At 69.9% G+C, this 14,795-nt stretch carries 17 protein-coding genes; 11 read left to right on the forward strand and 6 right to left on the reverse strand.

Annotated features, from left to right (window positions below):
* A partial coding sequence (locus AC792_RS01375; protein WP_326947519.1) for a pyrroline-5-carboxylate reductase family protein occupies positions 1 to 394 on the forward strand: 394 nt, incomplete at its 5' end.
* On the opposite strand, the gene AC792_RS01380 is transcribed toward AC792_RS01375, so the two are convergent.
* Genes AC792_RS01380 through AC792_RS01390 form a run of 3 tightly spaced genes read right to left on the reverse strand, consistent with a single transcriptional unit; the run spans position 360 to position 3,701 of the window.
* Complete coding sequence (locus AC792_RS01380) at positions 360 to 1,631, reverse strand: glycosyltransferase 87 family protein (protein ID WP_049828802.1); 1,272 nt, start codon at positions 1,629 to 1,631, stop codon at positions 360 to 362. The genes AC792_RS01375 and AC792_RS01380 overlap by 35 nt on opposite strands.
* On the reverse strand, positions 1,628 to 2,296 hold the full coding sequence (locus tag AC792_RS01385; RefSeq protein ID WP_049828803.1) for a potassium channel family protein: 669 nt from the start codon (positions 2,294 to 2,296) through the stop codon (positions 1,628 to 1,630). The genes AC792_RS01380 and AC792_RS01385 overlap by 4 nt, the downstream gene beginning before the upstream one ends.
* The gene (locus AC792_RS01390) at positions 2,289 to 3,701 is read right to left on the reverse strand and encodes a TrkH family potassium uptake protein (protein WP_049828804.1); all 1,413 of its coding nucleotides are present in this window, start codon (positions 3,699 to 3,701) and stop codon (positions 2,289 to 2,291) included. Before AC792_RS01390 ends, AC792_RS01385 begins: the two co-directional genes overlap by 8 nt.
* A gap of 124 nt (positions 3,702 to 3,825) precedes the next feature.
* Here AC792_RS01390 and AC792_RS01395 point away from each other — a divergent pair, with 124 nt between their 5' ends.
* The 3 genes from AC792_RS01395 (at position 3,826) to AC792_RS15960 (ending at position 5,931) form a co-directional block, all read left to right on the forward strand.
* Positions 3,826 to 5,028 carry an acetoin utilization protein AcuC gene (locus tag AC792_RS01395; RefSeq protein WP_049828805.1) on the forward strand — a complete coding sequence of 401 codons (1,203 nt, stop codon included), beginning with the start codon at positions 3,826 to 3,828 and terminating at the stop codon, positions 5,026 to 5,028.
* Positions 5,029 to 5,079: 51 nt separating this feature from the next.
* A complete protein-coding gene (locus AC792_RS01400; protein WP_049828806.1) occupies positions 5,080 to 5,604 on the forward strand; it encodes an ArsR/SmtB family transcription factor in 525 nt (174 codons plus the stop codon).
* A gap of 228 nt (positions 5,605 to 5,832) precedes the next feature.
* The gene (locus tag AC792_RS15960; protein WP_003792170.1) at positions 5,833 to 5,931 is read left to right on the forward strand and encodes a 30S ribosomal protein bS22; all 99 of its coding nucleotides are present in this window, start codon (positions 5,833 to 5,835) and stop codon (positions 5,929 to 5,931) included.
* Positions 5,932 to 6,044: 113 nt separating this feature from the next.
* Here AC792_RS15960 and AC792_RS01405 read toward each other — a convergent pair whose 3' ends face one another.
* Positions 6,045 to 6,857, reverse strand: a complete 813-nt coding sequence (locus AC792_RS01405) for an HAD family hydrolase (protein WP_049828807.1) — start codon at positions 6,855 to 6,857, stop codon at positions 6,045 to 6,047.
* 57 nt (positions 6,858 to 6,914) lie between these two features.
* Between AC792_RS01405 and AC792_RS01410 the strand changes: the two genes are divergently transcribed.
* Both AC792_RS01410 and AC792_RS01415 read left to right on the forward strand, forming a co-directional pair.
* The gene (locus AC792_RS01410) at positions 6,915 to 7,172 is read left to right on the forward strand and encodes a glutaredoxin family protein (RefSeq protein WP_049828814.1); all 258 of its coding nucleotides are present in this window, start codon (positions 6,915 to 6,917) and stop codon (positions 7,170 to 7,172) included.
* 130 nt (positions 7,173 to 7,302) lie between these two features.
* Entirely contained in the window at positions 7,303 to 8,010 is a 708-nt protein-coding gene (locus AC792_RS01415) for a redox-sensing transcriptional repressor Rex (protein WP_049828808.1), read from the forward strand.
* Positions 8,011 to 8,047: 37 nt separating this feature from the next.
* Here the strand turns inward: AC792_RS01415 and AC792_RS01420 are convergent, their stop codons facing one another.
* Together AC792_RS01420 and AC792_RS01425 are read right to left on the reverse strand one after the other, a co-directional pair.
* Positions 8,048 to 8,725, reverse strand: coding sequence for a hypothetical protein (locus AC792_RS01420; protein WP_049828809.1), 678 nt, complete (start codon positions 8,723 to 8,725; stop codon positions 8,048 to 8,050).
* Between the two features lie 165 nt (positions 8,726 to 8,890).
* Positions 8,891 to 9,442 carry a YceI family protein gene (locus AC792_RS01425; RefSeq protein ID WP_049828810.1) on the reverse strand — a complete coding sequence of 184 codons (552 nt, stop codon included), beginning with the start codon at positions 9,440 to 9,442 and terminating at the stop codon, positions 8,891 to 8,893.
* A gap of 173 nt (positions 9,443 to 9,615) precedes the next feature.
* Between AC792_RS01425 and AC792_RS01430 the strand changes: the two genes are divergently transcribed.
* The 5 genes from AC792_RS01430 to ccsB all read left to right on the forward strand — a co-directional run bounded on the left by AC792_RS01430 (position 9,616) and on the right by ccsB (position 14,591).
* A complete protein-coding gene (locus tag AC792_RS01430) occupies positions 9,616 to 10,293 on the forward strand; it encodes a histidine phosphatase family protein (RefSeq protein ID WP_049828811.1) in 678 nt (225 codons plus the stop codon).
* 100 nt (positions 10,294 to 10,393) lie between these two features.
* Positions 10,394 to 10,945: a TlpA family protein disulfide reductase gene (locus AC792_RS01435; protein WP_152915969.1), complete on the forward strand. Its 552-nt coding sequence runs from the start codon at positions 10,394 to 10,396 to the stop codon at positions 10,943 to 10,945.
* Positions 10,946 to 10,966: 21 nt separating this feature from the next.
* Positions 10,967 to 11,758: a cytochrome c biogenesis CcdA family protein gene (locus AC792_RS01440; protein WP_049828813.1), complete on the forward strand. Its 792-nt coding sequence runs from the start codon at positions 10,967 to 10,969 to the stop codon at positions 11,756 to 11,758.
* A 59-nt stretch (positions 11,759 to 11,817) separates the two neighbouring features.
* The gene (gene resB / locus AC792_RS01445; protein WP_235436297.1) at positions 11,818 to 13,533 is read left to right on the forward strand and encodes a cytochrome c biogenesis protein ResB; all 1,716 of its coding nucleotides are present in this window, start codon (positions 11,818 to 11,820) and stop codon (positions 13,531 to 13,533) included.
* Positions 13,534 to 13,559: 26 nt separating this feature from the next.
* A complete protein-coding gene (ccsB, locus tag AC792_RS01450) occupies positions 13,560 to 14,591 on the forward strand; it encodes a c-type cytochrome biogenesis protein CcsB (RefSeq protein WP_049828815.1) in 1,032 nt (343 codons plus the stop codon).
* Positions 14,592 to 14,795: the final 204 nt, after the last annotated feature.

The raw sequence follows: 14,795 nt of genomic DNA on the forward strand, positions 1-14,795 counted from the left end.
GGCGAGCCTGCTGCTGGCGCCTGCCGGCACCGTGGTGGAGATCCCCGAGCACCAGGTGGACGCGCTCTCGGCCGTCAGCGGGTCCGGCCCCGCCTACGCGTTCTACCTCGCCGAGGCCATGGCGGATGCGGGGGTGGAGCTGGGTCTGGACGCGCAGCTCGCCACGCTGATCGCCCGGGAGACCGTGGCCGGTGCGGGGTACATGCTCGCCGAGGACGGCGCCGACGCGGTGGCACTGCGCCGGGCCGTGACCAGCCCGAACGGCACCACGCAGAGCGCCATCGAGACGTTCGACCGCCTGGGGCTGCGCGGCATCGTGTCCGACGGCGCGCGGGCCGCCACCGCCCGTGCCGCCGCCATCACGCAGGAACTGGGAGGGCCGGCGTCGTCCTGACCGGACGGAGCGCCCAGAGGGCCAGGAGGATCACCGGCAGGATCACGCCGAGCGCGGTGAACAGCCGCAGCGGTACCGGCCCCTCCCCCGAGACGACGCCGGTGAGCGTGAGGGTGATGGTGATCGACGAGAACATCATCACGGGGACTAGGGCGCCGAGCACCACCCATCCGGCCCTCCGCAGGGGAGCCGCCTGCTGCCGGGCCCAGACATGGCCCGCGGGCAGGACCAGGGCGATCCACACCCAGTGGTGGAACCAGGAGATGGGGGAGATGGCGAGCATCACCACGGCGTTCGCTGTCACGGCCCGCACCGCATCGTCCGCATCGTCCGCCCGTCGGATCGCCACGTACCCCACGACGACGACGGCGAGGGACGCGAGCGCCCAGACGGGACGCTGCGCCGCGTCGGGGAGAGCGGACTGGGTCACGATCGAGTTCAGCGAGACGTTGTACAGGTCGGCGGTCTCCCCGACCCGGGAGGCATCGAACAGTGCGCCGCCCCAGAACACCCCTGATTCGCGCGGCGCCAGCAGCCATCCGACACCCACGGTGCCCGCGAAGGATGCGGTCATCCAGCCGAGCGATCGCCAGTCCCGGCGCGCGAGGAGGATCAGGCCGAACGCGAGCGGTGTCAGCTTGATCCCCGCCGCGACGCCGATGAGCACACCCGACGGTATCCGGTGGGGCGTGCGCAGGAGATCGGCGAGGACGAGCACCATCAGCAGTGCGTTGATCTGCCCGAAACCGAGGCCCTCCCGCCACGGACCGCTGATCCCGATGAGCAGGATCGCGACGAGCACCACGGCGGGGAACCGCCGGGGCGCCCGGCCGACGGGGCCCGCCGCCCGCAGGTAGCGGACCACGAGGAGCGCGACGCCGACGAGGCAGCTGCAGGAGAGGAGGGTCAGGACGGTCAGCGCGAGCGGCTGCGGGAGCAGGGCCAGCGGGACGAACAGCAGGGCGGCGAACGGCGGGTAGGTGAAGGGCAGGCCACGGGTGTCCGTCTGCACGAGGGCGTCGTCGTACAGCTCCTTGTCCCCGGCACGTCCGAGGAGGGGGAGGGCGCCCCCCCGGTACACCGCCAGGTCGAGCCCGTGGATCTGGGCGGCCACCACGACCATGCCCACCACGACCGCCCCGCCCCCGACCCACGGCCAGGTGATGCCCCGCCGGGGGCTCCGCCCGACGGCGTCGTCCCGGGCGGGCACCGGCCCGCCACGACCACCGGTGCTCACGGCCGACCGGCGAAGCGCTCGAGCAGGTCCACGTGCCCGGACACGATCAGCATGTCCCGCCCCGAGACCTTCGTGTCGGCCCTCGCGTACGTGAAGTCCTCCCCGGGGGACTTCACCCCCACCACCGTGACGCCGTACTTGGAGCGCACGGAGGACTCCGCCAGGGTGAAGCCCTGGGTCTCCTTCGGCGGGTACATCTTGACGATCGCGAAGCCGTCGTCGAACTCGATGAAGTCCAGCATCCGTCCGCCCACGAGGTGCGCGGCGCGCTGACCGGCGTCGGCCTCGGGGTAGATCACGTGGTTGGCGCCGATCCGCTTGAGGATCTTGCCGTGGGACGGGGTGATCGCCTTCACCCACAGGTGGTCGATGCCGAGGTCCACCAGGTTGGCGGTGATCAGCACACTGGACTCGATCGAGGTCCCCACGCCCACGACGGCGGAGGAGAACTCCTGCGCGCCGAGCTGGCGGAGGGCGTCGATGTTCGTGGCGTCCGCCTCCACCACGTGCGTGAGGGTGCTCGCGAAGTTCTGCACCAGGTGCGGGTCGCGTTCGATCGCGAGCACCTCGCGGCCCTGACGGACCAGTTGCTGGGCCGTGGCGGCGCCGAACCGGCCGAGGCCGATCACGAGTACGGGTGCATTGTGTGCGGGTCTCTCAGCCAATGATCGGCCTCTCGTCGGGGTAGTGGTAGAGCGTGCTGCGTTGCCGCAGGGCGAGTGCCGAGGCGAGCGTGATGGTGCCCATCCGGCCGGCGAACATGAGTGCGGACAGGACGTACTTCCCGGCGGGCGGCAGTTCCGCGCTCAGGTTGGTACTCAGACCGCAGGTCGCGAAGGCGGAGATGACCTCGAAGACCACCTTGTCGAGCGGTTCGTCGGTGATCGCGAGGATCAGGCCGCTCCCCACGAGCACCAGGGTGGCTCCCATGAAGATCACCGAGATGGCCACACGCATGGCCCCGTGCGGGATGGTGCGCCCCCACGCGCGGACGTCGGCGTCACCGCGCGCCTCGGCGACGATCGCGAGGAACATGACGGCGATGGTGGTGACCTTGATCCCGCCGGCCGTCGAGGCGGAGCCGCCCCCGGCGAACATCAGTGCATCGGTGAGGAGCATGGTGGTGGAGTTCATGTCCGTCTGGTCCACGAGGTTGAATCCGCCCGAGCGGGTCATCAGCGAGGCGAAGAGGGCATGGATGGCCTTGTCCGCGGGGGAGAGGCCGCCGATGGTGCGGCTGTTCTCCCACTCCAGCAGACCCCAGGCGAAGGTGCCCGCCACCAGCAGGATCAGGGAGACGGCCACCGTCAGCTTCGCGTGGAGCGTCCAGCGCCTGAAGTGGTGGCGGACCTGCACCAGCACCATGATCACGGGGAAGCCAAGGCTCCCGAGGAACACCCCCACCATGAGGGGGGTGAGGATCCAGAGATCGGTCTCGTAGGGCACCAGGCCGTCGCTGTGCGGGGTGAAACCGGCGTTGTTGAAGGCGGAGATGGAGTAGAAGACGCCGTGCCAGAGCGCCTGCCACCAGGGTTCGCCGAGCACCATGAAGCGGGGGATCAGCACCAGCGTGAGCACCACCTCGATGAGCACGGACGTGGTGATGACGATGCGCAGCAGGGTGCCGATCTCGCCCAGCCGGCTGGCATTGTTGAGCGCCTCCTGGGCCAGGAGCTTCCCCCGGACACCGAGGCGCTTGCTGACGATCAGGGCCAGCAGGGAGGCGAGCGTGAGCGTCCCGAGGCCACCGACGAAGATCCCGAGCAGGATCACCAGCTGCCCGAAGAAGGACCAGTGGGTGGCGGTGGACACGACGGTGAGGCCGGTGACGCAGACGGCGGACACGGCGGTGAAGAACGCGTCGTGCAGCGGGGTGACCGTACCGCTGGTGGTCGACACGGGCAGGCTCAGCAGGGCCGTGAACACGAGGATGACGCCGGTGAAGATGAAGAGGGCCAGCCGGGCGGGGGAACTGTTAGCGAAGGAGTCGACGAAGTCGCGGACCGAGGCGAGCAGCCTCACGTATCCGTTGCGATCGTCCTTCAGCCATCGAGGCTGTGAACCTACCATTGACGCCGTTCCGCCCCGTCTGTCGGCCCACCGCCCCGGCGGTGGCGGAGTTCCCACCTGCAGTAGTAAAGCATCTCACCGAACACCGTCCCGGAGGCATGGGTGATCGCGTAGCCTTGCAGGGATGTCTACCCGTACCGGCGCCGCGGTGCCCCTCCAGATCGTCTGGGACGATTCGATGCTGGCCTACGACTTCGGCGGGCAGCACCCCATGAATCCGGAACGGCTGCACCTGACGTCACGGCTCGTGCGGGCCTGCGGGCTGCTGGATCTCGACGGGGTGTCCGTGGCGGCGCCGGAGGTGGCGACGGACGACGAGCTGGAGACCGTCCACAGCGCCGAGTACGTGCGGGGGGTCCGGAGCGTGAGCGCGAACCCCGACCTGTCCGACGCCGTCCTGGGGCTGGGTACGGAGGACACGCCCGCCTTCCTCGGGATGCACGAGGCGAGTGCGCGCCTCGCCGGGGGCTCCATCGGTGCCGCGGACGCGCTCTCCGCCGGCTCCGTGGTCCGGGCGGTCAACTTCGGTGGCGGCATGCACCACGCCGCGCGGTCCAGGGCCAGCGGTTTCTGCATCTACAACGACGCCGCCGCCTCCGTGCAGCGGCTCCTCGACCGGGGTGCCCGGCGTGTCCTCTACATCGACGTCGACGCCCACCACGGCGACGGCACGCAGAGCATCTTCTGGGACGACAGCCGCGTCATGACCATCTCCCTGCACGAGACGGGCATGAGCCTGTTCCCCGGGACCGGGTTCGCCGACGAGACCGGCGGGGCGGGAGCGGAGGGCTACGCGGTCAACGTGGCGCTGCCCACGACGGCCGGGGACTCCGCCGTCCTGCGTGCGTTCCACGCGGTGGTCCCCCAGCTGGCCGGGGCGTTCGCCCCGGACGTGATCGTGAGCCAGCACGGCTGCGACTCGCACCGGGAGGACCCCCTCACCAATCTGCGGGTGAGCGTCGACGCCCAGCACGCCATGATGGTCGCGGTACGGGAGCTGGCCGACCGGCTCTGCGAAGGACGCTGGTTGGCCACGGGCGGCGGTGGCTACGCACTCACGAGTGTGGTCCCGCGCTCGTGGGCACTGCTGGTGGCGGTCGCGGCCGGCTCGTCGATCGGGCCGTCCATGCCCGTCCCGGGCGAGTGGCGGGGGGACGGGCGCGCGCGTCACGGCACGGAGGCGCCGCTGCTGATGGGTGACGACGTCGACCTCTGGTGGCGCTCCTGGGAGGTCGGCTACGACCCGGACGACGATCTCGACCGGACGGTCATGGCCACCCGCAAGGCGCTCTTCCCGCTGCACGGCCTGGATCCCTGGTTCGACTGACACCCGCCCGTCGATGATGCCGTGAGGCGCATACGTCGCTAGGCTGTCCGAATGGCACCTGACGACGTATTCGCCGTGATCGCGGAGGGGACGCGTCGGCAGATCCTCGAGAACCTGCGCGGTGGGGACAAGGCGGTGGGTGAGCTCGTGCTGGAACTCGGCGTCAGCCAGCCGACCGTGTCCAAGCACCTGAAGGTCCTGCGGGAGGCCGGGCTGGTGATGATGCGGGCACAGGGCCAGAAGCGCTTCTACTCGCTGGAGGCCGGTCCACTGGGAGTGATCCAGGGGTGGCTCTCCGGGTTCGACGGCCCCGTGCCTGCGGCGGAGCTCCCCTTCGACGCGGCAGGACCGCCGGGGCAGCCGGAGGGCGGCGTCGACGACGTCGTCGTGGATCAGGAGGCCGTACCGGCCCGGGCCGGCCAGACGCAGGAGATCCTCGCTCCCGCCGTGCTGATGGAGCCGGAACCGCTCACGGCGATCGACATCCCCCGTCCTCCGATCGGCAGGACCATGGGGCGCGCGGCGGAGCGGGCCGCGGATCTCCTGGCACACCTGCGGCGGCGGAAGGACGCCTGACCCGCGGCGGGCGGGGTACCGGAGGGCTCGACCCGCAGGCCACGTACGGGCTGTCAGCCAAACGGATGTACCCTGTTAAGGAGCGTTTCGAGCGGGCTACTCGCCCGCTCCGGTTTCATGTCATCGGGGTACGTGCCGTCAGGCGTGCGCCTCTCGTCAGCACCAGCAGCCGGTCCCGGGTTCCTGCCGGAACGGATGTCGGCAACAGAACAGGTTTGTGAGGGCTCTATGGGTTCAGTAATCAAGAAGCGTCGGAAGCGGATGGCGAAGAAGAAGCACCGCAAGCTGCTTCGCAAGACCCGCCACCAGCGCCGCAACAAGAAGTAGAGGGTCCTCCCGGCCACGAGCCGGTGCACCCCGATCGGCCCGGTTCCCCGCCCACGGCGGCAGGAGCCGGGCCGTCGTCGTTCCCGGGGCGGAAGCGGTGTCCGGGTATCGCCTCAGCGACTCCTGAACCGGGAGAAGCCGCGCCACAGGCCGTAGACGGACCCCGCCACCGTGGCTGCCTGCAGTCCGAAGGTGGCGGCGCGGCGCCCACTGCGGAAGTCGTAGACGGGCCAGTTGTTGGCCCGCGCGTGGCGGCGGAGTCTGGCATCGGGATTGATGGCCACGGGATGTCCCACGGCGGTGAGCAGCGGGATGTCGTTGTACGAATCGCTGTAGGCCCAGCACCGGGTGAGTTCCAGGTTCTCCCGCTCCGCCAGCTCGAGGACGGCGGCGGCCTTGGCCGGTCCGTGGAGGAAGTCGCCCACGAGCCTCCCCGTGTACAGGCCGTCGGCCACCTCGCCCACGGTGCCGAGGGCCCCGGTGAGGCCGAGCCTGCTCGCGATGACCCCGGCCACCTCCACGGGCGTCCCGGTCACGAGCCACACCTGGCGGTGCGAGGAGAGGTGCTGCTCGGCGAGAGCGCGTGCTCCCGGCCAGATCTTCGAGGCGATCATCTCGTCGTACACCTCCTCGCCCAGGGCGAGGATGTCCTCGTGGGCGATCCCGATGGCGAAGGCGAGGGCCGCGTCGCGCACCGAGTCCACGTCCGTCATGGTCTCCCCGCGCATGATGAAACGCAGCTGCTTCCAGGCCAGTCCCATCGCGAAGCGCAGGGTGAAGGCCTTCCGCTGGTACATCTTGCGCGCCACGTGGAACAGGCTCGCGCCGCGCATGAGGGTGTTGTCGACGTCGAAGAACGCTGCCTCCCCTCGGGCCGCCGCCCCGGGTGGGAGGGCGTGCGGCTCGGTCCGGGTGGCGTCCAGCATGATCCGAGTCTAGTTCCCCGGAGGTGACACCCCGTGGTGCGGCAGTACGGTGGACGGATGGAAGCAGCAGCCAATACCTTCGGCGCCGGCGTCGTCCTGCTCACCCGCCCGCAGTGCCACCTCTGCGAGGATGCGCGGAGGGTGGTGGACCGCGTCACCGGTGACCTCGGTCTCACGTGGCGCGAGGTGTCGGTGGCGGAGGTCCCGTCCCTGGGGGAGCGTTTCGCCGAGGAACTCCCGGTCCTGTTCATCGACGGTGTGCAGAGGGACTTCTGGTCCATCGACGAGGGCCGGTTGCGCAGGCTCCTGGCCTGACCGCCGCGGCCCGGCTCCCCGGCTTGGAGGCCCCCGTCCGGCGGCATACAGTGGACCTACTTCCGGCGCCGTCAGGTAGGGGCCGGGATCCGCGGCCCGTACCGGTGCGCGGGCGCTAGCGACGGAGCCGATGACAGTGACAACGCCGGGAACACCGAGCCTCCACTCCGTGGATGATCACGGACGCCACATCCCTCCCGCCTCCGTGGCGCGGCTGACCATCTACCTGCGGGCCCTGAACTCCCTCCTGGCGGAGGGGATCGAGCGGGTGTCCTCGGACGAGCTCGCGGACGCGGCCGGGGTCAACTCGCCCATACTCCGGAAGGACCTCTCCCACCTGGGGTCCTACGGGACCCGGGGAGTGGGGTACGACGTCCAGTACCTGAACCGGCAGATCTCGATCGCCCTCGGGCTCACCCAGGACTGGCGTGTGGGGATCATCGGGGCGGGGAACCTGGGGCGGGCGCTGGCCGGCTACCCGGGGTTCGGTTCGCGGGGTTTCGAGATCGTGGCACTGTTCGACGCCGACCAGCTGGTGGTGGGTTCGGAGATCGGGTACCTGCGCGTCAGCGACGTCGAGGACCTCGAGGAGGTCCTCGACCGGACCCGCACCAACATGGCGGTGCTCTCGGTCCCGGCGACCGTCGCACAGGAGCTGTGCGACAGGCTGGTGGCGGCAGGGATCCGCAGCATCCTCAGTTTCGCGCCCGTGGTGCTGCAGGTGCCGCCGCACGTGCAGCTGAGGAAGGTGGACATGTCCACGGAGCTGCAGATCCTCGCCTACCACGCACAGCGTGCGCACGAGCCGGATCTGGACGCGGTGTCCCGCGCCCGGTAGCCGGTCCGTTCCCGGCGCCCCGCTCCCGGAGCTCCGGTCAGTAGCCGATCTGCCGCGGTGCGAAGTACGGGCGCGCCGGCTTCGTGTAGGTCAGGACGACGCCGGCCACGCCCAGCAGCACGACCACCGCGCTGATCAGCTGCGCCACGAGCGAGGTCTCGGGTGCGGACTGACCCAGCTCGGCCGCCTGGGAATCCAGCAGCGGGGTCACGAGCAGCCCGATCAGACTGGAGACCACGTTGAGGGCCGCCAGGACGGTGGCCGTGATGCGCGCCCAGTTGTGGCCCTTGCGGATGAAGATCGCCAGGACCACGTAGGCGGCCGTGACCACGGCGGCGACGACGAAGGCGATCACGTACCCGAGCGTCGCCACGCCGCTGCCGACGCCGGGCATGCCGGAGGTGTCGAGCACCAGGGTGGAGACCACGGCGGTGAGCAGGTAGAGGATGCCTGCCGCGAGGACGAGCTGGTAGGCCCGCGTCACCTCCTTGGGCGGGGCGCCCTTGTCCGCCTGCTGCGGGAAGGACCCGCCCCCGGGGTAGGAGTACCCCGGGGCCGCTCCGGACGGGTAGGTGTACTGGCCCGGACCGCCGGGCCGCTCGGAGGAGGGCGATCCGTACGGGGTGGTACCGCCTCCCGGCGTTCCCGGGGCATCCCAGGAGCGCCCGTTGCCGTCGTCCTGTCCTTGATTCCGGTTGTCCTGCGGCGTGCTCATGGCATGTCCTCCGTGATCGGGTTGCAGCGGGTGCCCGCCTCGGTTCGTTGCTGCAACTCTAGTTCGCCGGTCACGCCGGAGGGGAGGGTTCGACCCGGAACGCAAGGACCGGCACCACCCCGGAGGGTGGTGCCGGTCCTTGCGTTCCGATGTGCAGGTGCGGGGTCAGGCCGCCGCAGGAGCCACGAAAGCGGCTTCGATGGTGATGGTCACCTTGTCGCCGACGAGGACGCCGCCGGCTTCGAGGGCCGCGTTCCAGGTGAGGCCGAAGTCCTTGCGGGAGATGGTGGTGGAGGCGGAGATGCCGGCGCGGGTGGCACCGAAGGGATCCACCGCGACGCCGTTGAACTCGGCGTCGAGCACCACGGACTTGGTGATGCCGCGGATGGTGAGATCGCCGGAGATCTCGTAGGTCTCACCCGAACCCGTGTGCGAGGTGGACACGAAGGTCATCTCGGGGAACTGCTCGACGTCGAAGAAGTCGGCGCCGCGGACATGCGCGTCGCGGTTGTCGTCACCGGAGGTGAAGGAGGCGGTCCTGATGGTGGCCGTGATGCTCGAGTCCTCGAGGGACGAGCCGACGGTCAGGGCGGCGTCGACCTCCGTGAAGGAACCGCGCACCTTGCTGATGCCCGCGTGGCGGACACTGAAGCCCACCTCGCTGTGTGCGGGGTCGAAGGACCAGGTGCCGGAGGTGAGGCCTGAGGGGACGGTCATGATGGAACTCCTGGGGAAGAATGTCGGGCGGATGGTTACGGAAGAAAGAACCATGCGTATGCATGTTTTATTTCACGGATCCGTGGATTGTTCAAGCAGCACCTCCGGTGTGTCGCCGTGGGAGGTCCCCGGTCGATTGGCCGTGGTGGCGGGCATGCGGGAAACTTGGGGGCATGCAGCGATCAACGGTCCACCTGGTGCGTCACGGTGAAGTCCACAACCCGGAGGGTGTCCTCTACGGGAGACTGCCGGAGTTCCACCTCTCGGACCTGGGGCGCCGTATGGCCGCGCAGGTGGCCGACCACTTCGGGCGGCAGCGCGACGAGGGCGCGAGGATCGTCCACCTGGTGGCCTCCCCCCTCACCCGGGCGCAGGAGACGGCACAGCCCGTGGCCGAGGCCCTGGGCCTCACGATCCACACCGACGAGCGCATCATCGAGGCCGAGAACCGCTTCGAAGGCATGTCGCGGATCAAGAGCCGCCTCCGCCAGCCCCGGTACTGGCCGCTCCTGGTCAACCCGTTCCGCCCGTCCTGGGGCGAACCGTACGAGGAGCAGGCGAAGCGCGTGATGTCGGCCGTGCACGATGCGCGACGTCGGGCCGTCGAGCTGGCAGGGGCGGAGGGGGCAGACGCCGCACCCGAGGCGATCCTGGTGAGCCACCAGCTCCCCATCTGGGTCACCCGGCTGAGCGCGGAGCACCGGCGGCTCTGGCACGACCCGCGTCAGCGCGAGTGCACGCTGACCTCGGTCACGTCGCTCGACTTCTCCGGGGACACCCTGCAGCGCGTGCGCTACGCGGAGCCGTGTGCGGATCTGCTGCCCGGGGCCGCGAATGTCCCCGGGGCGTAATAGAATTACTACACGCCGTAGAAATCTATCGGAAGCAGCCGTGACCAGAGAACCCCGTACCAAGCGCGTTACCCGCCTGCTGGGGCTGCTCGCCGTCTGCATGCCGGTGGCGCTCGCGCTCACCTCCTGCACCGCGGACGATCCACTGGCCGCGCAGGCCGCGGCCGGTGACGGCAAGAACTACATCGCGGGTGACGGCTCGGTGACGGAGTACGCGCCGTCCGAGCGCGGTGATCCCGTCGAGGTCTCCGGGACCCTGTTCGACGGCACCGCCGTCTCCAGCGCCGACTGGGACGACGAGGTCACGGTGCTGAACTTCTGGTACGCGGCCTGCGCCCCGTGCCGGGCGGAGGCTCCCGACCTGGTGGCCCTGCACGACGAGTACGAGCCGCAGGGCGCCAGGTTCTACGGGGTGAACATCCGGGACGAGCAGGCGACGGCCGAGGCCTTCGAGCGCAACTTCGGGATCCCCTACGCGAGCTTCGACGACAAGGACGGCGGGGTGCTCCTCGGCATGACCCAGTACGTCCCGCCGCAGGCGGTCCCCACCACCCTGGTGCTGGACCGTGAGCAGCGCGTCTCGGCGCGGATCCTCGGGTTGGCGGACCGGAGCACCCTGAACGCCCTGATCAGCGATGCTCTCGCCGAGTAACGCGCTCGCCGCGCGTCACCCATGACGGCGTCCGCGGCCGTGTCCGTGCCCCTCCTGGCGGGGAACCCCTTCGCCGACGCCGTGCTCAACGGCTCCATGCTCCTGGCACTGCCCGTGGCCCTGCTCGCAGGCCTGGTCTCCTTCGCGTCCCCGTGCGTGCTGCCCCTGGTCCCGGGGTACCTCGGCTACGTCACCGGGCTGACCGGCGTGGACCTGGAGAAGCAGCGGCGCGGGAGGATGGTCGCCGGCATCGGGCTCTTCGTCCTCGGGTTCTCGGTGGTGTTCCTGGCCTACGGCACCCTGTTCGGCCAGCTCGGGGCCTTCCTCCGCGTGTCGCAGGACTGGCTGATCCAGGTGTTCGGCGTGGTGGTGATCCTGCTCGGAGTGGTGTTCATGGGCGGGTTCTCCTGGTTCCAGCGCGAGAGCCGGATCCACGCCAGGGTGCCGGCGGGGCTGCTCGGGGCGCCGCTCCTAGGCCTGACCTTCGGTCTGGGCTGGGCGCCCTGCATCGGCCCGACGCTCGGCGCGGTGCAGCTCCTGGCGATCTCCGGCAACGACGCCACGGCGCTGAAGGGTGCGGTACTCACCTTCGTGTACTGCCTGGGTCTCGGGTTGCCGTTCCTGTTCATCGCGCTCGGGGTGCGGCGCGGTATGGGTGCCCTGGCGTTCTTCCGCAGGCACCGTCTCCTGCTCCAGCGGTTCGGGGGAGGGATGCTCGTGCTCGTGGGCGTGCTGATGGTCACCGGGGTGTGGAACTTCTGGGTCACCCGGTTGCAGGACCTGGTGATCGGCAACGTGATCCTGCCGATCTGAGCGGCCCCGGTGGCCGGGCAGGTGGTTGATTCTATGGAGAGGGAACTGTGAAGCAGGACGTGACGCGAGACGCGGAACAGGGGAGTGCGGGCGGCGCCAAGCCGGACGTGGTGCTTCCCGCACTGGGCCTCCTCGGTACGCTGCGCTGGGCGTGGACCCAGCTGACCAGCATGCGGACGGCACTGTTCCTGCTCCTCCTGCTCGCCGTCGGGGCGGTACCCGGCTCCCTGTTCCCGCAGCGCTCGGCCAACCCCGCCGTCGTCACGCAGTACCTCCAGGAGAACCCGACCTCCGGGCCGATCCTGGACTGGTTCCAGATGTTCGACGTCTACTCCTCGGTCTGGTTCTCGGCCATCTACCTCCTGCTCTTCATCTCCCTCATCGGGTGCGTGATCCCCCGGGCCATCGCCCACTTCAAGGCCGTACGGTCCACGCCGCCCCGCACGCCCAAACGGCTCTCGCGGCTTCCCGTGCACGGGACCATCGAGGTTCCCGCCGCCCGGGCGCGTGCCACCGGGCTCACGCCGATGCTCGCGGCGGAGCAGGCGGCCGCCCTGCTCAAGAAGCGCGGGTACCGCGTGGACGTCCGCGACACCGCGACCGGGACACCGTCCGTCGGTGCCGAGCGGGGTCTCACGAAGGAGCTCGGCAACCTCGTGTTCCACACCTCGCTGATCGGTGTGCTGGTCTCCGTGGCCGTCGGGGGACTGTTCGGGTATAACGGGCAGAAGGTGCTCGTGGAGGGCGAGAGCTTCGTGAACACCCTGATCGGCTACGACAGCTTCGATCCGGGGTCCAACTTCACCGGTGACCAGCTCGACCCCTACTCCCTCCGCCTCGACTCGTTCGACGTGCGCTTCGACCGCGAGCAGGAGAGCCACTACGGCCAGCCCCTCGACTTCACCGCGAACCTCACCACGCAGGACGGCCCGGGGGCCGAGGAGGAGCAGCAGGTCCTGAAGGTCAACGCGCCGGTGACGATCGGCGGGACGAACGTGTACCTCGTGGGGAACGGCTATGCGCCCGTGGTGACGGTCCGCGACGGCGAGGGCGACATCGCCCAGCAGGGTCCGGTGGTGGCGGTCCCCTCCGACGGCCTCTACACGTCGCTGCTGGTGATCAAGGCACCCGATGCGCAGCCGGACCAGCTGGGTTTCGTGGGGTTCTTCCTGCCCACGGCGTTCGTCGACGAGGCCGGCGTCTCGTTCTCGCGGGACCCGGACCCGTTCAACCCGCAGCTGAACCTCAACTCCTACTACGGGGACCTGGGGCTCGACGACGGTACACCCGAGAACGTGTACGTCCTGGACACCGACGACCTGACCGAGCTCAACAGCAGGACCACCGACGACGGCGGGATCGTGCTCGGCGTCGGCCAGACCGTGGACCTCCCCGAGGGCAAGGGATCGATCAGCTTCGACGGGCTGCAGCGCTACGTCGCGCTCGACATCCACCACGACCCGGGGCAGCTCGGGGCACTCGTGTTCTCCACGCTCGCCCTGCTGGGTCTCTCGGCGTCGCTCTTCATCGGGCGACGACGGCTGTGGGTCCGTACCGCCGAGGGCACGGACGGCCGCATCCTGGTGGAGTACGGGTTGCTCGCCCGGGGTGAGGACACCCGCCTGGCAGGTGAGGGTGCATCCGTGGAGAAGGCGCTGCTGGATCGCTGGCTCGTGCCGGACGGTCCCGTGGGGGAAAATGGACAGCAGGAAGCCGGTGCGTCTTCGACGGCCGGTGGGGGGAAGCCGAACACCATCACAAAGGACAACTCATGACATCACCGGCTGCAGTGCCGATGCTGATACCTCCGGTCGACGCCGAGCTCGGACAGCTCAGCGAGCTCTTCATGCTGCTGGCATCCATCGCCTACGTCGTGGCGCTGATCTTCTTCGTCCTGGACCTCGTGAGGTCCAGTTCCACCATCACCACGCTCGAGAGCCGCCTGGCCGGTGAGCAGGCGTCATCCGCCCGCGTCCTGGCCGGGGTGGGTGCGCGGGGAGCGGGGTCGACGCCGGGCGGGACCACCACGCCGCCCGCCACCGCCGACGACTCCATGGACTACGGCGCCGGGCCGCGCCGGGGGACCGCGCGGATCGCCGTGGCGCTCACCGTGCTGGCCGCCGTCATCCACGGCGCGGCCGTGGTGAGCCGCGGTGTCGCGGCCCACCGGGTGCCGTGGGGGAACATGTACGAGTTCTGCACCACCGGTGCGTTCTTCGTGGCCGTGATCTTCCTCATCGCGCTCTCGCGCAAGGACCTCCGTTTCATCGGGTCCTTCGTGGTGGGCCTCGTGGTGGTCATGCTGTGCGCCGCGACGGTGGGCTTCCCCACCCCGGTGGCGCGGCTCATCCCCGCACTGCAGAGCTACTGGCTGATCGTCCACGTGTCCATCGCCGTCGCCTCGTCGGCGATGTTCACCATCACCTTCGCCATGTCCGTGCTCCAGCTCCTGCAGTCCTCCCGTGAGGCGAAGGTCCTGGCGGGCAAGGAGGACACCGCGAGGTTCCTGCGGCTCGTGCCCTCGGCCCTGAGCCTCGAGAACCTGTCCTACCGCCTCAACGCCGTCGCGTTCGTCGGCTGGACGTTCACCCTGATGGCCGGCGCCATCTGGGCGGAGCAGGCCTGGGGCCGGTACTGGGGCTGGGACCCCAAGGAGGTCTGGACCTTCGTGATCTGGGTGGTCTACGCGGGCTACCTGCACGCCCGCGCCACCCGCGGGTGGACCGGTACGCGCGCCGCGTGGCTCTCCATCACCGGGTACCTCTGCGTGGTGTTCAACTTCACCATCGTGAACATCTACTTCCAGGGCCTGCACAGCTACTCCGGCGTCTAGCAGCAGGACCGGTTCCACGAGAAAGCCCCGCGGCAGCAGCCGCGGGGCTTTCTCGTGGAACCGGTGACTCCGACGGGGCGGACATGCCTCCCCTGCCCCGGCGGCGTCCCTCCCGGGTCCGGCGCCGGTCCGTACAGGTCCGTGCGGGTCCGTCCGCCGTGGGACCGGAGCCGGTGCGCACCTAGGGGTGGTGCAGTCCGGCGG

This window comes from Arthrobacter sp. RIT-PI-e, assembly GCF_001187915.1.
Taxonomy (GTDB): Bacteria; Actinomycetota; Actinomycetes; order Actinomycetales; family Micrococcaceae; genus Arthrobacter_D.

What these genes read in the sequence shown, in the direction of transcription:
- AC792_RS01405 (WP_049828807.1), bottom strand. Translation starts at nt 6,857, where the DNA reads ATGCTGGACGCCACCCGGACCGAGCCGCACGCCCTCCCACCCGGGGCG.
- AC792_RS01390 (WP_049828804.1), bottom strand. Translation starts at nt 3,701, where the DNA reads ATGGTAGGTTCACAGCCTCGATGGCTGAAGGACGATCGCAACGGATAC.
- AC792_RS01420 (WP_049828809.1), bottom strand. Translation starts at nt 8,725, where the DNA reads ATGAGCACGCCGCAGGACAACCGGAATCAAGGACAGGACGACGGCAAC.
- AC792_RS01430 (WP_049828811.1), top strand. Translation starts at nt 9,616, where the DNA reads ATGCAGCGATCAACGGTCCACCTGGTGCGTCACGGTGAAGTCCACAAC.
- AC792_RS01400 (WP_049828806.1), top strand. Translation starts at nt 5,080, where the DNA reads ATGGCACCTGACGACGTATTCGCCGTGATCGCGGAGGGGACGCGTCGG.
- AC792_RS01395 (WP_049828805.1), top strand. Translation starts at nt 3,826, where the DNA reads ATGTCTACCCGTACCGGCGCCGCGGTGCCCCTCCAGATCGTCTGGGAC.
- AC792_RS01440 (WP_049828813.1), top strand. Translation starts at nt 10,967, where the DNA reads ATGACGGCGTCCGCGGCCGTGTCCGTGCCCCTCCTGGCGGGGAACCCC.
- AC792_RS15960 (WP_003792170.1), top strand. Translation starts at nt 5,833, where the DNA reads ATGGGTTCAGTAATCAAGAAGCGTCGGAAGCGGATGGCGAAGAAGAAG.
- AC792_RS01415 (WP_049828808.1), top strand. Translation starts at nt 7,303, where the DNA reads ATGACAGTGACAACGCCGGGAACACCGAGCCTCCACTCCGTGGATGAT.
- AC792_RS01410 (WP_049828814.1), top strand. Translation starts at nt 6,915, where the DNA reads ATGGAAGCAGCAGCCAATACCTTCGGCGCCGGCGTCGTCCTGCTCACC.
- AC792_RS01425 (WP_049828810.1), bottom strand. Translation starts at nt 9,442, where the DNA reads ATGACCGTCCCCTCAGGCCTCACCTCCGGCACCTGGTCCTTCGACCCC.
- AC792_RS01435 (WP_152915969.1), top strand. Translation starts at nt 10,394, where the DNA reads ATGCCGGTGGCGCTCGCGCTCACCTCCTGCACCGCGGACGATCCACTG.